The sequence below is a fragment of the Reyranella massiliensis 521 genome (genome assembly GCF_000312425.1).
Lineage (GTDB): Bacteria > Pseudomonadota > Alphaproteobacteria > Reyranellales > Reyranellaceae > Reyranella > Reyranella massiliensis.
The window spans coordinates 1206198-1225432 of sequence record NZ_HE997181.1 but is presented as its reverse complement, the minus strand read 5'-3'; the positions used below and the strand labels follow the sequence as shown (position 1 = coordinate 1225432).

The window sequence follows — 19235 nt, the reverse complement described above, 5'->3', positions numbered from 1 at the left end:
CGTGATCACCGCGCTCGACCATCTCGCCATCGGCGGCTCCGTTGCGGCCTACGAGACCTTGCTGGGCCGTCGCACGATCGATGGACGGCTGCGCACCGGCAATGTCGGGCTCACTTTCTCGCAAGGCGTGGCCGGGCTTCAGTCGATGACCTTCGCGACAGCCGATCTCGGCAAGGCAGCGACCTTGCTCGAGCGGCGCGCCGTGGCGATCACGAGCGATGGCGATACGCTGGCCTTCACCGGACACGGTGTCCCGCTCAAGCTCGCGGCTGCATCGGCCGATGAGGCCTCGCCCTTCACCGACGATGAGGCGGCCTGTGTTTCCGGCCTCGATCACGTCGTGGTGCGCACGCCCAATCCTGAGCGGGCAATCGCCTTCTATGCGGGGCGGTTGGGGCTCGATCTGCGTCTCGATCGCAGCAATCCGCAATGGGGCGCACGCCTCCTCTTCTTCCGCTGCGGCGACCTCGTCGTCGAGATCGCGCACGATCTGAAGAAGGGTGTCTCCGACGGGCCGGATCATCTCTGGGGTCTGTCCTGGCGCGTGCCCGACATCGCCAAGGCCAATGCCCGCCTGAAGGCCGCCGGCATCGAGGTCTCCGAGCCGCGCGACGGCCGCCGGCCGGGCAGCCAGGTCTTCACCGTCAAAAATCGGACGGAAGGCGTGCCCACCATCGTGATCGGCGGCATCGGTCGTTGGTAGGCCCGACCGTGCGCGCGCTCGCCGCACTCGCCCTTCTGCTCGTCGCGGCCGCCTGTGCCGAAGCGCCGACGGCGCCCAAGCGCGTCGTATCGGCCGCCGACCTGCCGCCGCTCGGCCCCTGCCCGCCCTCGTCCTGGAAGCCGGAAGCGCCGCCACCGACGGCCAGTCGCAAGACGTCGATGATCCTGCTGGCAGTCGGCGAATGGGGCCGCTTCGGCAAGCAGGTCATCACCTACTCCAACGATGCGCCGCCACGCACCGAACAGCTCGGCATCAAGGAGCGCGACGCGCCGGAACGCATCGGCGATTACTGGAATGCCGTCGACAAGCCCGGCCGTACCGGCCTCGACGACATTCCCTGGTCGGCCGCCTTCATTTCGTGGGACATCGAGAGCGCGGGCGTCCCGCGCGATCTCTTTTGCCCGAACTCTACCCACACAATCTACGTCGAGAGGATCGTCGAACGGGCGAAGAAGCCGGGGGCCGCCTTCATTCCGCATGCGCCGACCGCCCGCGCGCCGCAAGTCGGCGATCTCATCTGCGCGTCGCGCAACGGCAGTGGCACGACCTTGCAGAACCTCAATCGCGGTGCCGGCCATTGCGACATCGTCGTCGAGGTCCGCCCCGGCCAGGTCTTCGCCATCGGCGGCAACGTGGGTGACTCCGTTACACGCAGCGTCTTTCCACTGGACGCGAGCGGGTTTTTGTCGCCCTTATCCGGACGACCATTCTTCGCCGTAATTGAAAATCGACTGCCGTAGGAAGGACCATGTCTTCGCTGTACGACTATATCATCGTGGGCGCCGGCTCCGCCGGCTGTGCGCTTGCCGCGCGGTTGGCCTGGGGCCGCCCCAAGCTCAGGATCCTGGTTCTCGAAGCCGGCGGTCCGGACAAGTCGTTCATGCTGAAGATGCCCGCCGGCTTCGCCAGCCTGGGCGAAAACTCCCCCTACAACTGGCACTACGCCACCACCCCCCAGAAGCACTGCAATAACCGGCAGATGTACTGGCCGCGCGGCAAGACCCTGGGCGGTTCCTCGTCGATCAATGCCATGCTCTATATTCGCGGCCATGCCTGGGACTACGACCAATGGCGCCAGCTCGGCAACCAGGGCTGGAGCTACGAAGATGTCCTGCCGTACTTCAAGATGGCGGAGAACAACGAGCGCGGGGCCGACGCCTTCCATGGCAGCGGCGGCCCGCTGAACGTCGCCGACCAGGTCGATCCCAGCCCGATCAACGAAGCCTTCCTGAAGGCGGCCGAACAGGCCGGCCACAAGCGCGTCGCCGACTTCAACGGCGCGGAGCAGGATGGCGTCGGCTTCTATCAGGTGACCCAGAAAAACAAGCAGCGCTGGAGTGCCGCCAGCGCCTATCTTCGTCCGGCGGTCGAGAACAGCGGCGCCCATCTCGAAGTGGTCACCGGCGCTCTCACCGAACGCATCATTTTCGACATGGGCCGCGCCATGGGCGTGCGCTACTCGCTGAACGGCCGCGACGAGGTCGCACGCGTGACGCGCGAAGTGATCCTGTGCGGTGGCGCGGTGAACTCGCCGCAGCTCCTGATGCTGTCGGGCGTCGGCCCGGCCGCACATCTGGAGTCGGTCGGCATCAAGCCGGTCCACGATCTGCCGGGTGTCGGCGGCAACCTGCAGGACCATCTCGATGCCGCGCTGCTGCAGTTCTGCAAGACGCGCGACACCTACGACACCGCCAACAAGCTGGTTTCGCTCTACCAGTATGTGATGAACAAGAAGGGCCCCGGCACGTCGCCGATCGCCGAGTCGGGTGGTTTTGCCCGCACGCGCTCAGGTCTGGCCGCACCCGACATCCAGTTCCATTTCCTGCCGGTGCTGGTGGTCGATCACGGCCGCACCAAGATGAAGAAGAACGGCTACAGCCTGCACATCTGCACTCTGCGGCCCGAGAGCAAGGGCACGATCCGGCTGCGCAGCAAGAACCCCAAGGAACATCCGCTGATCGACGCGAACTATCTCGCCGAGAAGCAGGATCTCGACACGCTGATCGCCGGCGTGAAGATGGGCCGGGAAATCTTCGCCCAGTCGGGCCTCGATCCCTACCGTGCCGACGAATTTCAACCGGGTGCCGCGGCCAAGACGGATGCCGAGATCGAACAATGGATCCGCGCCAAGTGCGAGACGATCTATCACCCGGTCGGCACCTGCAAGATGGGCCCCGCCACCGATCCAATGGCGGTCGTCAACGACAAGCTTCTGGTGCACGGCCTCGAAGGGCTGAGGGTGGTCGATGCCTCGATCATGCCGACCCTGATCGGCGGCAACACCAACGCACCGAGCATGATGATCGCCGAGCGCACGGCAGCGATCATGCACGAGCAGGGCCTGACCAACTAGGAGGCTGCCGGGGGCACCATCATGACCCGCGCCGCCGACGTGGCACGCCCCCGACGAAGGGCTGCCATCGTTGGCGCGGCGCGCGATTGCGCCAGGCATCTACCAAGGGTTCTCGATAATCTCGGGCGAATTGCCCAAATCTACGCGGAGACGTTCTTCGTCTTCGCTGTCAGCGACTCCAGCGACGATACCTTCAACCAGCTCGAAACGTGGGTCGCGAATGGCCGCAACGGCCGTGTCGTCGATCTCGGCACCCTCGAGTCCACCGTTCCTGTGCGGACGGCGCGTATTGCCTGCGCCCGCAACGCCTGCCTGGACGCAGTGCGCGAGTCGATCGCCGCGGAGTACGATCATCTGATCGTCGTCGATCTCGACGACGTTCTCGACGGCGACCTTGCGATCGATGCTGTGGAGCAAGCGGCCGATTGGCTCGACGCCGCACCTGAACGCGCGGGCGTCTTCGCCAATGCCGCGCCGCGCTACTACGACATCTGGGCCTTGCGCCACGAGAGCTGGTGTCCGGGCGACTGCTGGCACGCGATCTGGGGCCGGCCGGCTGATCGGAGCTTCGAGGCCGCGAAGTTCCGCGAATCGCTATTTCGCCAGATCGTCCTGCCCGCAGCGATGCCGCCTATCGCCGTACAATCGGCTTTCGGAGGCCTTGGTCTCTACAAGATGTTCTTTGCCCGTCAGGGCACCTATTACGGCGTCGATCCGCAGGATCGTCCGGTCTCCGAGCACGTCGCCTTCAACGAGGCGATCCGAAAGGCTGGCGGCCTGCTCCACATCTTTCCATCGCTGATCGTGCAGGCGCCACGGCAGCATCTGTACAGCCCCGACGAGTTTTCGCCGCGTTGGCGCCTGCGGATGCAACTGCGACATCTGGCCGAACGCATGCGCCCGCCCTGGCGCGCGCTGGTGCAGGACGAGCGGTGAAGGTCCTCGTCATCGACCCCGCCCTGCATTCGATGGGCGGGCACCACTACAACGCGACGCACGCGCTGCGAGCGAAACTGTCGGCGCTCGGCGTCGAACACGATTGCCTCGGATCAGCCAATGCCGATGCGCAGACGATTCGCGATCTCGGCTGCACGCCCTGCTTCACCCAGGCCGTCTACGGCCGCACCTACGAAGCGCCGGAAGAATTCGAGCAGCGCGTCCAGACGGTTCTGAAGGAGCTGTCGGATGCCCTGAAACAGCGACCGAAGGTCGACCTCATCATTCTGCCATGCTGCGATCAGGTCCTCGCCTTTGCCCTGGCCCGTTACTTTCGCTTCAGGCCGGCGCCCCATCTCCTGCTCTGGGTACTGTACGCTCCGCATCACAACAAACCGTTCGACGATCCAGCGACGCTGCCCCTGCGGCGCGAGACGCGCGAAGCCTTCGCGGCACTCCAGAGGATCGTCGGCCTGCAGCGCATCTCGGCCTTCTGCGAGACGCCGCAGATGGCGGACATCTATCGCGACCTGACAAGCTTCGAGGTCGGCGTTGCCTCGGGGCCCGGTGCGATCAGCGGAACGCGCGCGGAGCGGCAAGGCGCCGCCCCCGTCGTGAGCTGCATCGGCTTCGCCAACGAAGCCAAAGGCTATCGGCTGCTTCCCGAAGCCTTGCGCGAAGTGATCCGACGGAACCATGACGTGCGCTTCATGATCCACGGGGTCTTTCAGGGCTCCGATGCACGGGACCAGGCACCTGTGTTCGAGGCGCTTGCCGAACTGGGGCCGCGCGTAACCGTCAGCACGGAAGTCCTGTCACAATCAGACTATCTAACGTGGCTCGGCCAAGCCAATCTGGTTCTGCTGCCTTACGATCCGGAGGTCTATAAGACGCGAGGCTCGGGGGTATTCTTCGAGGCTCGCCGTCTAGGGATTCCGGTGATTGTCACAAGGGGATGCGGCTTCGCCCAACCTGCCTTCGAGGCAGGCTGGGGTGTCGAAATCCCGCAACATGGTTCATCCGACGTCGCCGCGGCCGTGCTGCAAGCCCTGCAGAATATAGACGAGCTGACGTCGCGTGCCCGCGCGGTGTCGACGCCCCACGACGATGTCGACGATATCCTGAAAGCAGCCGTTACGAGGCTCCTCAGCGGCCGCGGAAGGCGCGGGCGAGCTGGTCCGTGAGCGGCTTCACCAGGAACGAGGCGACGGTGCGCGGCGTCGTCTGGATGAAGACTTCGACCGGCATGCCGGCGAGAAGCTGCAGCCCGCCGAGGCGCGCAAGCTCGCCGTCGCTGACGCGGACGCGCACCGAATAGTAAGGCTCGGTCGCCTTGTCGTCCTGCGCGACGTCGGCGCCGATATGGATCACCTCACCGTTGAGTTCGGGCGTCGTGCGCTGGTTGAAAGCGGCGAAGCGCAGGACGGCATGCTGGCCGATATGGATCTGGTCGATATCGTGCGGCGCCACTTTGGCCTCGACGATCAGCGCTTCCGTCTGCGGCACGATCAGCATGACCGGCTCGCCGGCCTGGATGACGCCGCCGACCGTATGCACATTGCGCTGGAAGACCCTGCCGTCCTGAGGCGCCACGAGGTCGATGCGCTTGAGCTGATCCTCGGCAGACACGCGTCGCTCGGTGAGTTCCGATTTCTTGGCGCGGATCTCGGCCAGTTCCTTGCCGACTTCGGTGCTGAGGTCCTGATCGATCTGATGGATCTTGAGTTCGAGTTCGGCGATACGGCCACGCCCCTGCGCGACCGCGGCGATCAACGATGCCCGTTCGCCTTCGAGGCGCGCCGCGTCACGTTCGAGTGCCGTCACCCTGCTGATCTGCACGAGGTTCTGCTTCCACAGCACGCGCACGCTCTCGAGCTCCTGCATCAGGAGCTTCACTTCCTTGGTTTTGGCGGCCTCCTGAGCCTGCGTGCCTTCGATCTGGAGCTGGAGCTGCTGGATCTGTTCGCGCAACTGGGCCTTCTGCCCGTCGCGCGCGGCCTTGCGCATCTCGAACAGCCGCTGCTCGCCGGACATCAGGCGTGCCACTTCAGGATCGTCCTTGCGTTCGACGAGGTCGGCCGGGAACGTCACCGACTTGTCGCCGTCGCGCTCGGCCTCGTTGCGAGCCTGCCGCGCGACCAGCTCGTCGAGCGCCTTGTTGACCACGGCGAGGCTCGAACGAGCCTGCGTACCGTCGAGCCGGACCACGACATCGCCCTGCTGTACCCGGTCACCTTCCTTGACCAACAGCTCGCCCACGACACCGCCTGTCGGGTGCTGGACCTTCTTGACGTTGCTGTCGACCACCAGCTTGCCCGGCGCGATCACCGCCCCCGAGATCTGCGTCGCGGCGGCCCAGCCACCGATCCCGACCACAAGAAGGGCGACGGCGACCAAACCCAGGATCAAGGGTTTGCGTGTCGAATGCTGAACGCTCGTCGGCACGGTCATGACGGTGTCCTTCCAGGAACACGAAGCGGCTGCGGTGCAGCGCCCTGAGCCATCATCGGCGCCGGTGCCGGCGCAGGGGCAGTCCCTGGCCCTTGCGCGGACTTCATCGCCTCCCGCAGCACGGCGTCCTTCGGCCCGAACGCCTGCTGGCGACCGGCACGCAGCACCAGCAGATTGTCGATCCCCGCCAGAGCACTGGGGCGATGCGCGACCACGATCGCGATACCGCCGCGCGCGCGAACCCCCATGATGGCGCGGGTCAACGCTTCGTCGCCGTCATGGTCGAGGCTGGAATTGGGCTCGTCGAGCACGACCAGGAACGGATCGCCATAGAGCGCGCGCGCCAGCCCGATACGTTGGCGTTGACCGGCGGACAGAGCGGCACCGCCCTCGCCCATCTGCGTTTCGTAGCCATTGGGGAGGCCGAGGATCAACTCATGGACGCCGGCAGCCTGCGCCGCCGCAATGACCTTGTCCGACGGCGGTTCGGGGTCGAGCCGGGCGATGTTCTGCGCGACGGTGCCGGCGAACAATTCCATGTCCTGCGGCAGGTAGCCGATATGGTCGCCCAGCATGTCGGGCGACCATTGGTCGAGCGATGCGCCGTCGATCCGCACCTTGCCGCGCGCGATCATCCAGACGCCGACGATCGACCTCACCAAGGTCGACTTGCCCGATGCGCTCGGACCGATGATGCCGAGCCCCTGCCCGGCCTTGAGGTTGAAGGCGATATCCTGGAGCACCAGCGTATTGGAGCCCGGCGGCGCCACACTGATGCCTTCGACGGCCAGCGTATGGCGCGGCTTGGGCAGTTCCATCATCGCCGTCTCGGCCGGCATGCGGGCCAGCAGGTTGTTGAGGCGACGCCAGCTCTGGCGCGCCGCGACAAAGACCCGCCACTGCGCAATCACCACCTCGACCGGCGCGAGGGCGCGCGCCGACAGGATCGAACCTGCGATGATGATGCCGGCCGACGCCTGCTGGTGAATGACGAGATAGGCGCCCACCGCCAGCACGGCCGACTGCAGCATCATGCGCAGCGCGCGGGAGAGACCGCCCATCCCGCCGGTGATGTCGCCGGCCTGCTGCTGTACGGCGAGATAACGCCGGCCGCTTTCCGCCCACAGAGCAGAGAAACGCCCGACCATGCCCATGGCGTGCAACACCTCGGTATTGCGCCGGCTCGCCTCGGCAAGGCTGTTGCGTTGTGCGGAAAGCGCCGAAACCTCGATCGACGGCTTGCGAACCTTGATCTCGGTCAGCGCCGTGATGATGACCAGGATGACGGCGCCCACCGTCGCGGTGACGCCGATCAGGGGATGGAACAGGTAGCAAATGCCGAGATAGAGCGGCAGCCAGGGCAGGTCGAAGAGCGCCGCCGGTCCACCGCCCGACATGAAGCCGCGAATCTGGTCGAGGTCGCGGGCCGGCTCGAAGTTGCCCAACGTCGGCGCTCGCAGCGGCAGCTTGACGAGGAGGTGGTAGACCCTGGCGTCGAGCTGCTCTGAGAACCCACCGGCGATACGGATCAGCACCCGGTTGCGCAGGATGTCGAGCAGCGCCTGGAAGCCGTAGAGCACACCCGCCAGGACGCAGAGACCAACCAGGGTCGGCACGCTGCGGCTCGGCAGCACCCGGTCGTAGACCTGCAGCATGAAGAACGAGCCGGTCAGGTACAGGACATTCAGGATGGCCGTGAATACCGCGACACCGGCATACGACGACCGGCACGTCGCCAATACCTTCGCCAGTTCAGACCGTGGATCCCCAATAACAGGAGGCCGCATTATCCCCGCCACTTAACGCGCCTTTCTCCGAGCTGGCCCCATCGATGCGCGGGGCCGCCCAGCTTATTACACGGCTCTTCGCCCAGGATATTGCCGGAAGTTCAACTCTAGGAAATGTTTGATTCCGCACAGGAACGTGGGAGACGGCGGCTAGGAGCGTTTCTCGACCACCACGAGCCACGATTTGCCGGCAACCGGCCGCAGCCGGCCCCGCGAATCTACCGGATAGAGGCTCATGGCCACGCTGTCCTTCACGTTGCCGCCAATGGCCTGGACGTAACCGCCGCGGACGTCGGTGACGATGTCGCAATGGTTGGCGGTATTGTCGAGCCGCCGATGAGCCGTCCGGGGATCGCTGAAGCGCCAGGTCGGCCCCGCGCTGCCCGTACAGACGAGATCGCCGGCCTTGGGCGCGTACTCGTTGGGCGCGTGCAGGCGGAAAGGCGCGCTGCGGGAGGCGCGTTCTCGGTCGTAAAGGGCGGAGAGATAAGCACCATGGCGACCGTCGCGCGGGAAAGTCGTGGCGCCGTAGCCGGATCGGGCCATCACCCAGGTGACGAAAGCCCCGGACCAGGGTCGGCTGGAGCTGCGCCCATTCCATTCGGGCCGGCCGCAGGCGCCCCAGTACTCGCCAACCCGGCTGGCCAGAGGTTCGTTGCGCTCGGTAATGCCGGGACGGTTGGTGTAGCCTCCCGCCTGTCCGCCATAGACGACCGTGGCCCGGCCGAACTTGGTCCATTCCTGCCAAGCGGTCAGCGCAACACGGTCGGTCGGCGGCCGGTCCGCATAGCCCGTGCCCATGCGGCTGGAACCTCCGCAGCCGGCGAGCGCCAGGCAGAGCAGAAGGACGACTGGAAGGATCGCTGGCAGCCGGAGACCGATCGCGCGGGAGGAAGGGCGGACGGGCGACTGCCAGCAAACACAAAAGCCGACAAAGGGGCGGTCGAACTTCATGTGTAACTTACAGGATTAAAAATAAACGATTGTTATTATTGGTTATTAATTTATCACAGCGGACGCTCAATGTCACCTCTTCATAAACTGGATGAAGTTCGCCGACTGGAGGAGTTGGCCTTTCGCGGCTGGCCTGCCCTGGAGAGCCAGAACCACAATGGCTGGCATCTGCGCTTCTCAGGCGGATACACAAAAAGATCCAATTCTATCAATGCCATATCGGAAGATGCTTCGACAGATATTGAAGATCTGGAAGCCCCCTACCGAGCCCGCGGACAGCGTCCAGCCTGGCGACTGAGCCCTTTGGCGCCGCCGGCCATGGTCGGGCTGCTGGAAGCACGCGGCTACAGCAATATCGAACGCAGCCTCGTCCAGCGCTGCCCCCTCCACGACGGCTTCACCGCCGATCCTGCCGTCGAAATCGGGCCGCAGCCGACGCCTGCGTGGATCGAGGCCTTCTGCGCCCATAGCCCAGTGCGGCCCGAGCATCGCGAGACGATGGAGAGGATGCTGGCGGCGATCGCCACACCCAAAGGCTTCGCCCTCGTCCAGAGCAATGGCCGCCCGATGGCCATGGCGATCGGCGCCGTCGAAGGCGACCACATGGGCCTGTTCGACGTGTTGGTGATGCCCGAGGCCCGACGCCAGGGCCTGGCCCGTCGTGTCACCGAGAGCCTCTATGCCTGGGCCTGGCAACGCGGTGCCCGCTTCGCCTACCTGCAGGTCGTCGCTGCGAATGCCGCGGCCCTGCCCCTCTACGAAGCGCAGGGTTTCCGCACGGTCTACGCCTACAGCTATTGGCTGCCGCCGGCGTGACATCCTCGCCTTGACCCTGCAGCCACCGCCCTCGCATAGTCGATGCAGGGAGGAACACAAAGAATGGCCAACTATCCTTGGGAAAAGAGCTATCCGCCGGGTGTGAAGTGGGAGCTCGAAGTACCGAACAAGACCATTCACCAGATATTCGACGAATCTTGTGCGCAGTATGGCAGCCGGCCGTTCACCGACTTCCTCGACAAGGTGATGTCCTTCCAGGAATACAAGGATGCCTCCGACAAGGCGGCCGCTGGTTTCCAGAAGCTCGGCGTGAAGCCCGGCGTCAATGTCGGCCTCTACCTTCCCAACACGCCGCATTACCTGATCGCCTTCTTCGGCGTGCTGAAGGCCGGCGGCAAGGTGGTGAACTACTCCCCGCTCGACGCCGCTCGCGAACTGGAATTCAAGATCGGCGATTCCGAGACCGATATCCTCGTGACGCTCGATGTCGCCGCGCTCTATCCGAAGATGGCCGCGATGCGCGGCAAGACCCGGCTGAAGAAGCTGATCGTCGGATCGATCGCCGACTATCTGCCCTGGCCCAAGAGCTGGCTCTACCCCATCGCCAAGAAGAAGGAGCTGTCGGCCTGGCCGCGCGACGACTGGCACATGTCGTTCAAGGACCTCCTCGTCAACGACGGCAAGTACACGCCGCACAAGCCCGCCAACGAAAACCTCTGGGACGAAGTCGCGCTGCTGCAATACACCGGCGGCACGACCGGCCTGCCGAAGGCGGCCATGCTCACCCACGGCTGCATCATGGCGGCGATGAGCCAAGGCCAGGCCTGGACGACGCCCTATACGACGCCGGGCACCGAAAAGGTCGTGTGCGTGCTGCCGCTGTTCCACATCTATGCGCTGTCGGGAATCATGCTGGGCGCCGTGCGCAACGGCAATCAGCTCATTCTCTATCCGCGCCCCGACATCGACATGATCGTGCACGATCTCGGCAAGAAAAATCCGACGTTCCTGCCCGGCGTGCCCACGCTCTACACCGCGATCAACAAGCATCCCAAGGCGCAGGGGCTCGATCTGAAGTCGCTCAAGATCTGCATGTCAGGCGGCGCACCGTTGCCGGTCGAAGTGCAGCAGAGCTTCGAGAAGCTGACCGGCGCCACCCTGATCGAAGGCTACGGCCTCACGGAAACCTCCCCGACCGGCGCGATCTGCCCGGTCGACAAGAGCGTGCGCCGGGTCGGCTCCTGCGGCGTGCCGATGCCGGGCACGATCATCGAGATCCGCGACATGGAGAATCCCGACCGGGTCCTGCCGCCCGGCAAGGAGAATGTCGGCGAGGTCTGCATCGTCGGCCCGCAGGTCATGAAGGGCTATTGGAAGAAGCCCGACGAAAGCGAGAAGGTTCTGTTCCGCCATCCCGCGAGCAACTGGATGGGCCTGCGCACCGGCGACATGGGTTACATGGACGAAGCTGGCTGGCTGTTCCTGGTCGATCGTTCTAAGGACCTGATCATCTCCTCGGGCTACAATGTCTATCCGCGCATGATCGAAGAGGCCATGTACGAACACCCGGCGGTCGACGAGTGCATCGTGATCGGCATTGCCGATCCCTATCGCCAGGAAGCGCCCAAGGTGTTCGTGAAGCTGAAGCCCGGCGCTTCTCTCACTTTCGACGAGATGAAGGCCCACCTCGCAACGCGCGTCGGCAAACACGAGATGCCCGTCGCGCTCGAAATTCGCGCCGAGCTGCCCAAAACGCCGGTCGGCAAGCTCTCCAAGAAGGAACTCAAGGAGGAGGAGCGCGCCAAGGCCCAATCCAAGGCGGCGTAGTCATCTTCTTGCGCCCCGCTCTTCAATCGATGAGGCGGGGAGCGCTAAGATGAGAACGTGAAGCGACGAGCAATCCTCTTTGGCGGCGCCGGCCTCGTCCTGGGTGGCTGTTTCGACCGCCCCTGCCACGAGCGCAATCCTGAGCAGAAGGCCTTCCTCGATGGGCTGCAGGCGCTGGCCAAGCCGGCGCTCGCCTCCAGCAATCCGCTGCAGATCGAGGAAGCGGCCAAGCAGAGCATCGCGCTGGCCGGGAAGACCGGCGTGTTCACCGACTGGTGCGGAACACTCACCAAGATCGAGGGCAACGCCCAGGACGTGGCCTTGACCATCGACATCGGCCGCCAAGTTTCGCTCTACGCATTCAACGACTGGGCCTTGGCTTTCGCCGGCTCTGTCGCCGACCTTTTCACACGATCGCGCGCAACGCCGCCGCCGGGCCTTTCCGAAGCGGCCATTACGGCGCTAAAAACCCTGCGGCTTGGCGAACGCGTGATGCTCTCCGGGCGGATGGGAGAGATCGCAGGTTCCGGCCTGTTCGACCTGTCCCGCCTCCTCGGCAAGAGTGCCGCCGAACACCGGCAGTTTTTGCAGACGCCGCGCTTCGTCGCGCGCATCGAGGCCCTCGCGGCCTCGAAACAGAAGTAGAAAGGATTTCGAGGTGCCGTCTTTCACGTACGATTTTCCCTACAGCACCAAGAAGCTGCCCGTCTTCGCCGACAACGTCGTCGCCTCCTCCCAGCACCTCGCCGCCACCGCCGGCCTGCGCATGATGGCCAAGGGCGGCAATGCCGTCGACGCCGCCATCGCGAGCGCAATCGCCATCACCGTCGTGGAGCCGACGATGAACGGCATCGGCGCCGACGCTTTCTGCATCCTGTGGGACGGCAAGCAGCTCGTCGGCCTCAACGCGTCGGGCCACTCGCCCGCACTGATGACTCCCGACCAGTATGCCGGCCATGACAAGATGCCCCATGTCGGCTGGGGCAGTGTCACGACGCCGGGCGCGGTGTCGCTGTGGATGGAGCTGCACAAGCGCTACGGCAAGCTGCCTTTCGCCGATCTCTTCGAGCCGGCGATCAAGTACGCACACGACGGCTTCCGCGTTTCCTACATGGTCTCCCAACAGTGGGATCGCGCCATCGACCGGCTGAAAGGTCAGGAAAGCTGGGTAAAGGCCTTCCTGCCGAACGGTCGCGCCCCGAAGCCGGGCGAGATCTGGAAGTTCCCAGACCAGGCAAAGACGCTCGCCAAGATTGCCGAGAGCAAAGGCGAGGCCTTCTATCGCGGCGAACTCGCCGAAACGATGGACAAGTATGCCCGCGAGACCGGCGGCGCCCTGCGCAAGGAAGACCTTGCGGCGCACAAGCCCGACTGGGTCGATCCGATCGGCCTCACCTACCGCGGCACGACCCTGCACGAGATCCCGCCATCGGGTCAGGGCATCGCCGCCTGCATGGCGCTGGGCATCCTCGAGAACTTCGAGATTGCGGGCCACGATTGCGACGGCCCGGAAGTCACGCATCTTCGCATCGAGGCGATGAAGCTCGCCTTCGCCGACATCTACCGCTACGTCGCCGACCCGCGCTTCATGGAAGTGACGCCGGCGCAGATGCTCGACAAGCATTACCTCAAGAGCCGCGCCAAGCTGATCGATCCCAAGAAGGCCAAGGACTTCGGCCCGGGTACGCCCAAGGATGGCGGCACGATCTATCTCGGCACGGCCGATCAGTCCGGCATGATGGTGTCGCTGATCCAGTCGAACTACACGGGGTTTGGCTCGGGCGTCGTGGTGCCGGGTACGGGCATTGCGCTGCAGAACCGCGCCACAGGCTTTGTCACGACCAAGGGCCATCCCAACGAAGTCGGACCGAAGAAGCGTCCGTTCCACACGATCATCCCTGCTTTCATCACCAAGAATGGCAAGCCGGTCGCCACCTTCGGGCTGATGGGCGGCGCCATGCAGCCGCAGGGCCATATGCAGGTCTTTTCGCGCATCGTGGACTATGGCCAGAACCCGCAGGCCGCGATCGATGCCCCGCGCTGGCGCGTCCACGAGACCGATGGCACCGTGTGGACCGAAGAGCATATGCCGAAAGGAACGCTCGAGGGGCTGGAGACGCGCGGCCATCGGCTTACGCGCACCAAGATGCCGAGCTTCGACTTCGGTTCCAGCCAGATCATCTGGCGCTATCCCGACGGCGGCCCCTACCTCGGCGCGTCGGAAAGCCGCCGCGACGGTGCGGCCGTCGGCTTCTAGCTGGGGCGAGCCTTCGGAAAGACGGGAAGCTCGTCCGCGAGCTTCACCCAACCTAGTCTTGATTCGCCGAAGGTATGGTCGATTGGCGGCACCTGCTCCGGACTCTCCAGCGAGCAGGTGGTGAGGTCGATCAGATCGGGATGATGCGACGACTGGAACGTGATCTGGGTGCCGCACTTCGGACAGAAGCTGCGCGAAGCGGTGGGCGAGGATTGGAACGTCGTCGTGTCGCCGGAGATCGTCAACGACGAGATCGGTACGGTGAACCAGGCGACGAACGGCGCGCCTGTCGTCCGCCGACAGATCGAGCAATGGCAGGCAGTCTCTTGCGACGGGCTGGCCGCACTCTCGTAGCGAACAGCACCACAGAAGCAGCGGCCTTTCAGCATCACGTCCTCCGTTGTGGCTTGCGCAGCATCGGAAAAAGTTTGGGTGATGAACCAGCCTGTATGGTGCCCAGCAGCTCGAAGCCGAGGTGCTGATAGAGCGGCACGTTCCGCGGATTGCTCGATTCAAGATAAGCGAGACTGCCGTCGCGATCGCACTCTGCCAGCGCATGCCGCATCAAAGCGCCGCCCAGACCCTTGCCCTGATGCACCGGATCGATGCCGATCAACGGCAGATACCAGTGCGGCTCCTTGGGATGGTAGTTTCCCATCTGCTGCATGACCGCGATCCCGTCCTTGCCGATATGCGCCGGCACGGTCTCCTGCATCAGGATTCCCATCGCCTCGTCATCCGGCTCGGCGCCGGGCGGAAGCCAGAGCGCTGCTCCCTTGTTGCCTTCAGTGACATGCGCCGTACCGCGCTGGAAGGCAGCACCGCCGAATGCCCGGACAAAGCGCGGGAAACTGGCGAGGTAGACCCGCGGATCGGCCCAGCTCCACCGCGCCGCCGGATCGGTGCTGAAGGCCAGCGTTAGCAGATCCGCAACATCCGCGATCTCGGCAGGCGTTGCGGACTTGACGGTGTGTGCGGTCATGGCTGCCCTGCTGGATGCGGTCGCCTTCAAGATGGTCCCGAAGGCGCCGCTTGCAAGGCGAAGCCCGCTCACTTTCCGCAGTAGGCTTCGACACGGTAGCCGTCGGGGTCGATCGCGAAGGCCGCGTAGTAGTTCGCGCTGTAGTCAGCTCGGACACCAGGCTTGCCGTTGTCCTTGCCGCCGGCCTTGAGCGCGGCCGCATGGAAAGCGTCGACCGCCTTGCGATCCTTCGCGACGAAGCAGAAGTGCAGGCCCGACTCCATGTCGGCCTTCACGGGCTTGCCTGTCGCACTGATCCAGAGGCCTACCGCCTTGTCGCCGTACCCCAGCGAACTCTCGCCATCGCTCAGCAACGTGTAGCCCAGCGGCTTCAGCGCTGCGTCGTAGAACTTCCGGGTGCGGGCAATGTCTGCAACGCCGATGGAAACATGGTCGAACATGGCATTTGCTCCTGCTTAACTATATAACTGGTTATATGGTTATGTCGAGCCTGCGAGCTTGTCAACCAGTCAACCGGTTAGTAAGTCCCGCTCATGAACCGCCCCGACCTATGCCTGGAATTCGTGAACACGCGCTATTGGCGCGGCCAGGCAACGCCGACGGAAACGCTGAACCAGCCTGAAGACCTCGCGGCCTGGAGCGCCGCCAATGGCGGGCCGAAGGGCGCGAAGCCGCTCGCCCGCAAGGAGTTCGACCAGGCGATCGAACTGCGTGAAATGATCCACCGGCTGTTCGATGCGGAAGCGCAGGACAAGGCCCCGGCGGCGCGCGACCTCGAAGCTCTCAATCACGCATTGGCCGAGGCCCCTGCCCGCACGACCTTGCGGCGCGAGCGCAGCCTCTACGGCTGGGATGTCGATATCCGGTCGGGAACGGCGTTGGCGCTGCTGGCGCCCGTCCTATGGTCGGCAGGCGATTTGCTGGCCGGGTCGCGGCTCGACCGGGTGCGCCGCTGCGCCAATCCCGAATGCGGCTGGCTGTTCTTGGACGACAGCCGCGCCGGCAAACGACGCTGGTGCTCCATGCAAAGCTGCGGCAACCGCGCCAAGGCCAAGCGGCACTATCACAAGAGCCGGGAGAGCTGAGCGGCCCCAACAAAAAGGGCCCCGCGAGGGGCCCTTGATCTGTACCTGACTGCTGTATCGAGCTTGTAGAGCCTGCTAGCGCAGGATGCTCTGCAGCTTCATGGCAACGCCCATGTCGCCTTCGATCTTGAGCTTGCCGGTCATGAACGCGGTCATGCCATCGAGCTTGCCGCCGATCAGGTCGGCGAAGTCGCTGAAGTCCATCTTGATGGTGCAATCGGCAGCCTTGTCCTCGTTGCTCACCGACGGCGGGTTCTGGTTGCCGTCGATGTGCACGACGCCTTGATCCGTAGCGAACTTGACGGAGTTGCCGAAGGCCGACTTCTTGGAAGCCCCTTCCTGCATTTTCGCGGTGATTTCCTGCAACGTCATGGCTTGCTCCCAGGTCGAATTGCCCAATGAAATGACCTGGCCCGGCTTACTTGACCTTTACGTAAACGTCAAATACAGCCCGAGTAACGAACCGCACATCACAAGATGCTTGGATGCATCGGCGGACGGCCGATAACTGCCGGGTCAAAGGCGGAGGAAACATGTCGTATCGCTCGGTCTTCACGCCGGGACTGTTCAATGGCCGAACCGTTATCGTAACCGGCGGCGGCAGCGGAATCGGCCGCTGCACGGCCCACGAAATCGCCGCCCTCGGTGCCCATGTCGCCATCTGTGGCCGCAAGCAGGAAAAACTCGACACTGTCCGCGGCGAGATCGAGGTGGCCGGCGGCTCGTGCGAGACGCATGTCTTCGATATCCGCGAGGAAGCCCAGGTCAAGGACGCGGTGGCGGCGATCGTCGCCAGGAACGGCCGCATCCACGGCCTGTTCAACAATGCCGGCGGCCAGTTCCCCTCACCAGCCGCTTCGCTCAGCGCCAAGGGCTTCGACGTGGTGGTGCGCAACAACCTGACCGGCGGCTTTCTGGTCAGCCGCGAGGTCTTCACCCAGTCGATGCAGAACCACGGCGGTTCGATCGTCAACATGACGGCCGACTATCGCAACGGCTTTCCCAACATGGTCCATACCGGCGCCGCCCGCGCCGGCATGGCGAACCTTACCATGACGCTTGCCTATGAATGGGCGGTGGCCGGTGTGCGCGTGAATTCCGTCGCACCGGGCTGGATCGCCTCCTCCGGCATGGACACCTACACGGGCGAGTTCAAGGAACAGATCCCCAAGCTCAAGGGCTACTGCCCGCTCGGCCGTCTCGGCACGGAGAGCGAAGTGTCGGCAGCCGTCTGCTTCCTGCTGAGCGATGCCTCGGCCTACATCACCGGCACGGAAATCCGCATCGACGGCGGTGTGCCGCTCGCCAATCGGTCCGTCGACCTGCCCGCCACCGACAAGTCCCAGGCCTTCAACGGCTTCCACCTCGCCAAGACGCCCAAAGTGTTGGGCGGCTGAGATCCATGCCCATCATCGAAAGCCAGGTCGACCGCAACGGCGACGAGTTCAGGAAGAACCGCGAGCGCATGCTGGCGGCCATCCAGGAGTTTCGCGACGCCGAAGCGAGCGTGCAGGCGGCGTCCGAAAAGTCGCGTGAGCGTTTTCGTAAGCGCAAGCAACTGATGCCGCGCGAGCGCATCGCCTTGCTGCTCGATCGTGGGGCACCCTTTCTCGAATTGATGCCGCTGGCCGGCTACCGCATGCATGACGACAAGGATGGCTCGAGTGCGGGCGGCGGCTCCGTCGCGGGCATCGGCTATGTCGAGGGCGTGCGCTGCATCGTGACGGCGTCGAACTCGGCGATCAAAGGCGGCACCGTCGCGCCCTCCGGGCAGCGCAAGGGCCAGCGCGTCCAGCAGATCGTGATGGAGAACAAGCTGCCGGTGGTGAACCTGGTCGAATCCGGTGGCGCCAACCTCCTCTATCAAGCGGAGATCTTCATTCCCGGCGGCCGCGGCTTCGCCAACCAAGCGCGCATGTCGGCGCGCGGCATCCCGCAGGTCACGGTGGTGCACGGCTCGTCGACGGCCGGCGGTGCCTACCTGCCGGGCCTTTCCGACTACGTCATCATGGTGCGCAATCAGGCCAAGGTCTTCCTGGCCGGCCCGCCCCTGCTGAAGGCCGCGACCGGCGAGATTGCGACCGACGAAGACCTGGGCGGCGCAGAGATGCACGCCACCGTCTCCGGCGTCGCCGAATGGATGGCCGAGAACGACGCGGACGGCATCCGCATGGCGCGCGACGTGATCGCCAAGTGGCACTGGAACGACAAGCTGCCGCCGTACCAGGCAAAGCCGTTCAAGGAGCCGCTTTACGACATCGACGAACTGTGCGGCGTCGTCCCGCCCTCGCACAAGGATCCCTACGACGTGCGTGAGGTCATCGCGCGGCTGGTCGACGGCTCGGATTTCTTGGAGTTCAAGGGCCTGTTCGACCAGCAGACGATCTGCGGCTGGGCCGAGATCGAGGGCGAGCCGGTGGCGCTGATCGGCAACAACGGCCCGATCACCACCAAGGGTGCCGTGAAGGCGGCGCAGTTCATCCAGCTCTGCTGCCAGCAGGGCACACCGATCGTCTACCTGCAGAACACCACCGGCTACATGGTGGGCACCGAGGCCGAGCGCGGCGGCATCGTCAAGCACGGCTCCAAGATGATCCAGGCCGTGGCCAACGCCACCGTCCCGCAGATCACCATCGTGATCGGCGGCAGCTTCGGCGCCGGCAACTACGGCATGTGCGGCCGCGCCTACGATCCGCGTTTCATCTTCGCCTGGCCCAACAGCCGCACGGCGGTGATGGGCGGCGAACAGGCGGCCGGCGTCATGAAGACCGTGACGGAACAGAAGTTCCAGCGCGAGGGCAAGGAGCCGCCGCGCGAGCAGATCGACAAGATGTTCAAGAGCATCGTCGACCAGTTCGAGCGCGAATCGACGGCGCTCTACGGCACGGCGCATCTCTGGGACGACGGAATCATCGATCCGCGCGACACGCGCCGCGTGCTCGCCTTCACCCTGTCGATCGCCCGCGAGTCGATCGTGCGGCCCTCGACTTCGCTGCCGACAAGTTCGCCGAGGCTCGCCGCGGTCCTGAGGCCGCCGAAGGATTGCGTGCCTTTGCCGAGAAGCGGCCGCCGCGCTGGGCGGTGGAGTGAGAGCGGTCGCGT

General features: G+C 64.8%; 18 protein-coding genes and 1 pseudogene. 12 read left to right on the top strand and 7 right to left on the bottom strand.

Going from position 1 to position 19235, the window contains the following annotated elements:
- Position 1: 1 nt before the first annotated feature.
- Genes BN60_RS28625 through BN60_RS06020 form a run of 5 tightly spaced genes read left to right on the top strand, consistent with a single transcriptional unit; the run spans position 2 to position 5197 of the window.
- A complete protein-coding gene (locus BN60_RS28625) occupies positions 2-703 on the top strand; it encodes a VOC family protein (RefSeq protein WP_020695108.1) in 702 nt (233 codons plus the stop codon).
- An 8-nt stretch (positions 704-711) separates the two neighbouring features.
- Positions 712-1464, top strand: coding sequence for a DUF2272 domain-containing protein (locus tag BN60_RS06035; protein ID WP_148283333.1), 753 nt, complete (start codon positions 712-714; stop codon positions 1462-1464).
- An 8-nt stretch (positions 1465-1472) separates the two neighbouring features.
- On the top strand, positions 1473-3077 hold the full coding sequence (locus BN60_RS06030) for a GMC family oxidoreductase (RefSeq protein WP_020695106.1): 1605 nt from the start codon (positions 1473-1475) through the stop codon (positions 3075-3077).
- Between the two features lie 21 nt (positions 3078-3098).
- Complete coding sequence (locus BN60_RS06025) at positions 3099-4013, top strand: hypothetical protein (protein WP_020695105.1); 915 nt, start codon at positions 3099-3101, stop codon at positions 4011-4013.
- Positions 4010-5197: a glycosyltransferase gene (locus BN60_RS06020; protein WP_020695104.1), complete on the top strand. Its 1188-nt coding sequence runs from the start codon at positions 4010-4012 to the stop codon at positions 5195-5197. The genes BN60_RS06025 and BN60_RS06020 overlap by 4 nt, the downstream gene beginning before the upstream one ends.
- On the opposite strand, the gene BN60_RS06015 is transcribed toward BN60_RS06020, so the two are convergent.
- The 3 genes from BN60_RS06015 to BN60_RS06005 all read right to left on the bottom strand — a co-directional run bounded on the left by BN60_RS06015 (position 5160) and on the right by BN60_RS06005 (position 9052).
- Positions 5160-6464 (bottom strand): HlyD family type I secretion periplasmic adaptor subunit, encoded by a 1305-nt coding sequence (locus tag BN60_RS06015; protein WP_020695103.1) that lies wholly within the window; start codon positions 6462-6464, stop codon positions 5160-5162. The genes BN60_RS06020 and BN60_RS06015 overlap by 38 nt on opposite strands.
- Positions 6461-8251, bottom strand: a complete 1791-nt coding sequence (locus BN60_RS06010; RefSeq protein ID WP_051150095.1) for a type I secretion system permease/ATPase — start codon at positions 8249-8251, stop codon at positions 6461-6463. Before BN60_RS06010 ends, BN60_RS06015 begins: the two co-directional genes overlap by 4 nt.
- Before the next feature lie 150 nt (positions 8252-8401).
- On the bottom strand, positions 8402-9052 hold the full coding sequence (locus BN60_RS06005) for a DUF2272 domain-containing protein (protein ID WP_020695101.1): 651 nt from the start codon (positions 9050-9052) through the stop codon (positions 8402-8404).
- A 222-nt stretch (positions 9053-9274) separates the two neighbouring features.
- Here BN60_RS06005 and BN60_RS06000 point away from each other — a divergent pair, with 222 nt between their 5' ends.
- The 4 genes from BN60_RS06000 to ggt all read left to right on the top strand — a co-directional run bounded on the left by BN60_RS06000 (position 9275) and on the right by ggt (position 14066).
- Positions 9275-10021 carry a GNAT family N-acetyltransferase gene (locus BN60_RS06000; protein ID WP_043283670.1) on the top strand — a complete coding sequence of 249 codons (747 nt, stop codon included), beginning with the start codon at positions 9275-9277 and terminating at the stop codon, positions 10019-10021.
- Positions 10022-10084: 63 nt separating this feature from the next.
- On the top strand, positions 10085-11809 hold the full coding sequence (locus tag BN60_RS05995; protein ID WP_020695098.1) for a long-chain-fatty-acid--CoA ligase: 1725 nt from the start codon (positions 10085-10087) through the stop codon (positions 11807-11809).
- A gap of 57 nt (positions 11810-11866) precedes the next feature.
- Positions 11867-12454 (top strand): hypothetical protein, encoded by a 588-nt coding sequence (locus BN60_RS05990; protein ID WP_020695097.1) that lies wholly within the window; start codon positions 11867-11869, stop codon positions 12452-12454.
- 13 nt (positions 12455-12467) lie between these two features.
- On the top strand, positions 12468-14066 hold the full coding sequence (gene ggt, locus BN60_RS05985) for a gamma-glutamyltransferase (RefSeq protein ID WP_020695096.1): 1599 nt from the start codon (positions 12468-12470) through the stop codon (positions 14064-14066).
- On the opposite strand, the gene BN60_RS31785 is transcribed toward ggt, so the two are convergent.
- The 3 genes from BN60_RS31785 to BN60_RS05970 all read right to left on the bottom strand — a co-directional run bounded on the left by BN60_RS31785 (position 14063) and on the right by BN60_RS05970 (position 15488).
- Entirely contained in the window at positions 14063-14455 is a 393-nt protein-coding gene (locus BN60_RS31785; RefSeq protein ID WP_020695095.1) for a GFA family protein, read from the bottom strand. The two genes, ggt and BN60_RS31785, sit on opposite strands and share 4 nt — an antisense overlap.
- Positions 14455-15048, bottom strand: a complete 594-nt coding sequence (locus BN60_RS05975; protein ID WP_043283668.1) for a GNAT family N-acetyltransferase — start codon at positions 15046-15048, stop codon at positions 14455-14457. Before BN60_RS05975 ends, BN60_RS31785 begins: the two co-directional genes overlap by 1 nt.
- A gap of 68 nt (positions 15049-15116) precedes the next feature.
- Positions 15117-15488 carry a VOC family protein gene (locus tag BN60_RS05970; protein ID WP_020695093.1) on the bottom strand — a complete coding sequence of 124 codons (372 nt, stop codon included), beginning with the start codon at positions 15486-15488 and terminating at the stop codon, positions 15117-15119.
- A 93-nt stretch (positions 15489-15581) separates the two neighbouring features.
- Between BN60_RS05970 and BN60_RS05965 the strand changes: the two genes are divergently transcribed.
- Entirely contained in the window at positions 15582-16133 is a 552-nt protein-coding gene (locus BN60_RS05965) for a CGNR zinc finger domain-containing protein (RefSeq protein WP_051150093.1), read from the top strand.
- A 75-nt stretch (positions 16134-16208) separates the two neighbouring features.
- On the opposite strand, the gene BN60_RS05960 is transcribed toward BN60_RS05965, so the two are convergent.
- Positions 16209-16505, bottom strand: a complete 297-nt coding sequence (locus BN60_RS05960; RefSeq protein WP_020695091.1) for an SCP2 sterol-binding domain-containing protein — start codon at positions 16503-16505, stop codon at positions 16209-16211.
- A gap of 161 nt (positions 16506-16666) precedes the next feature.
- On the opposite strand from BN60_RS05960, the gene BN60_RS05955 reads away from it, so the two are divergent.
- A complete protein-coding gene (locus BN60_RS05955) occupies positions 16667-17530 on the top strand; it encodes an SDR family oxidoreductase (protein WP_020695090.1) in 864 nt (287 codons plus the stop codon).
- 5 nt (positions 17531-17535) lie between these two features.
- A pseudogene (locus BN60_RS05950) lies at positions 17536-19146 on the top strand (acyl-CoA carboxylase subunit beta); the annotation flags it as partial.
- Between the last annotated feature and the right edge of the window lie 89 nt (positions 19147-19235).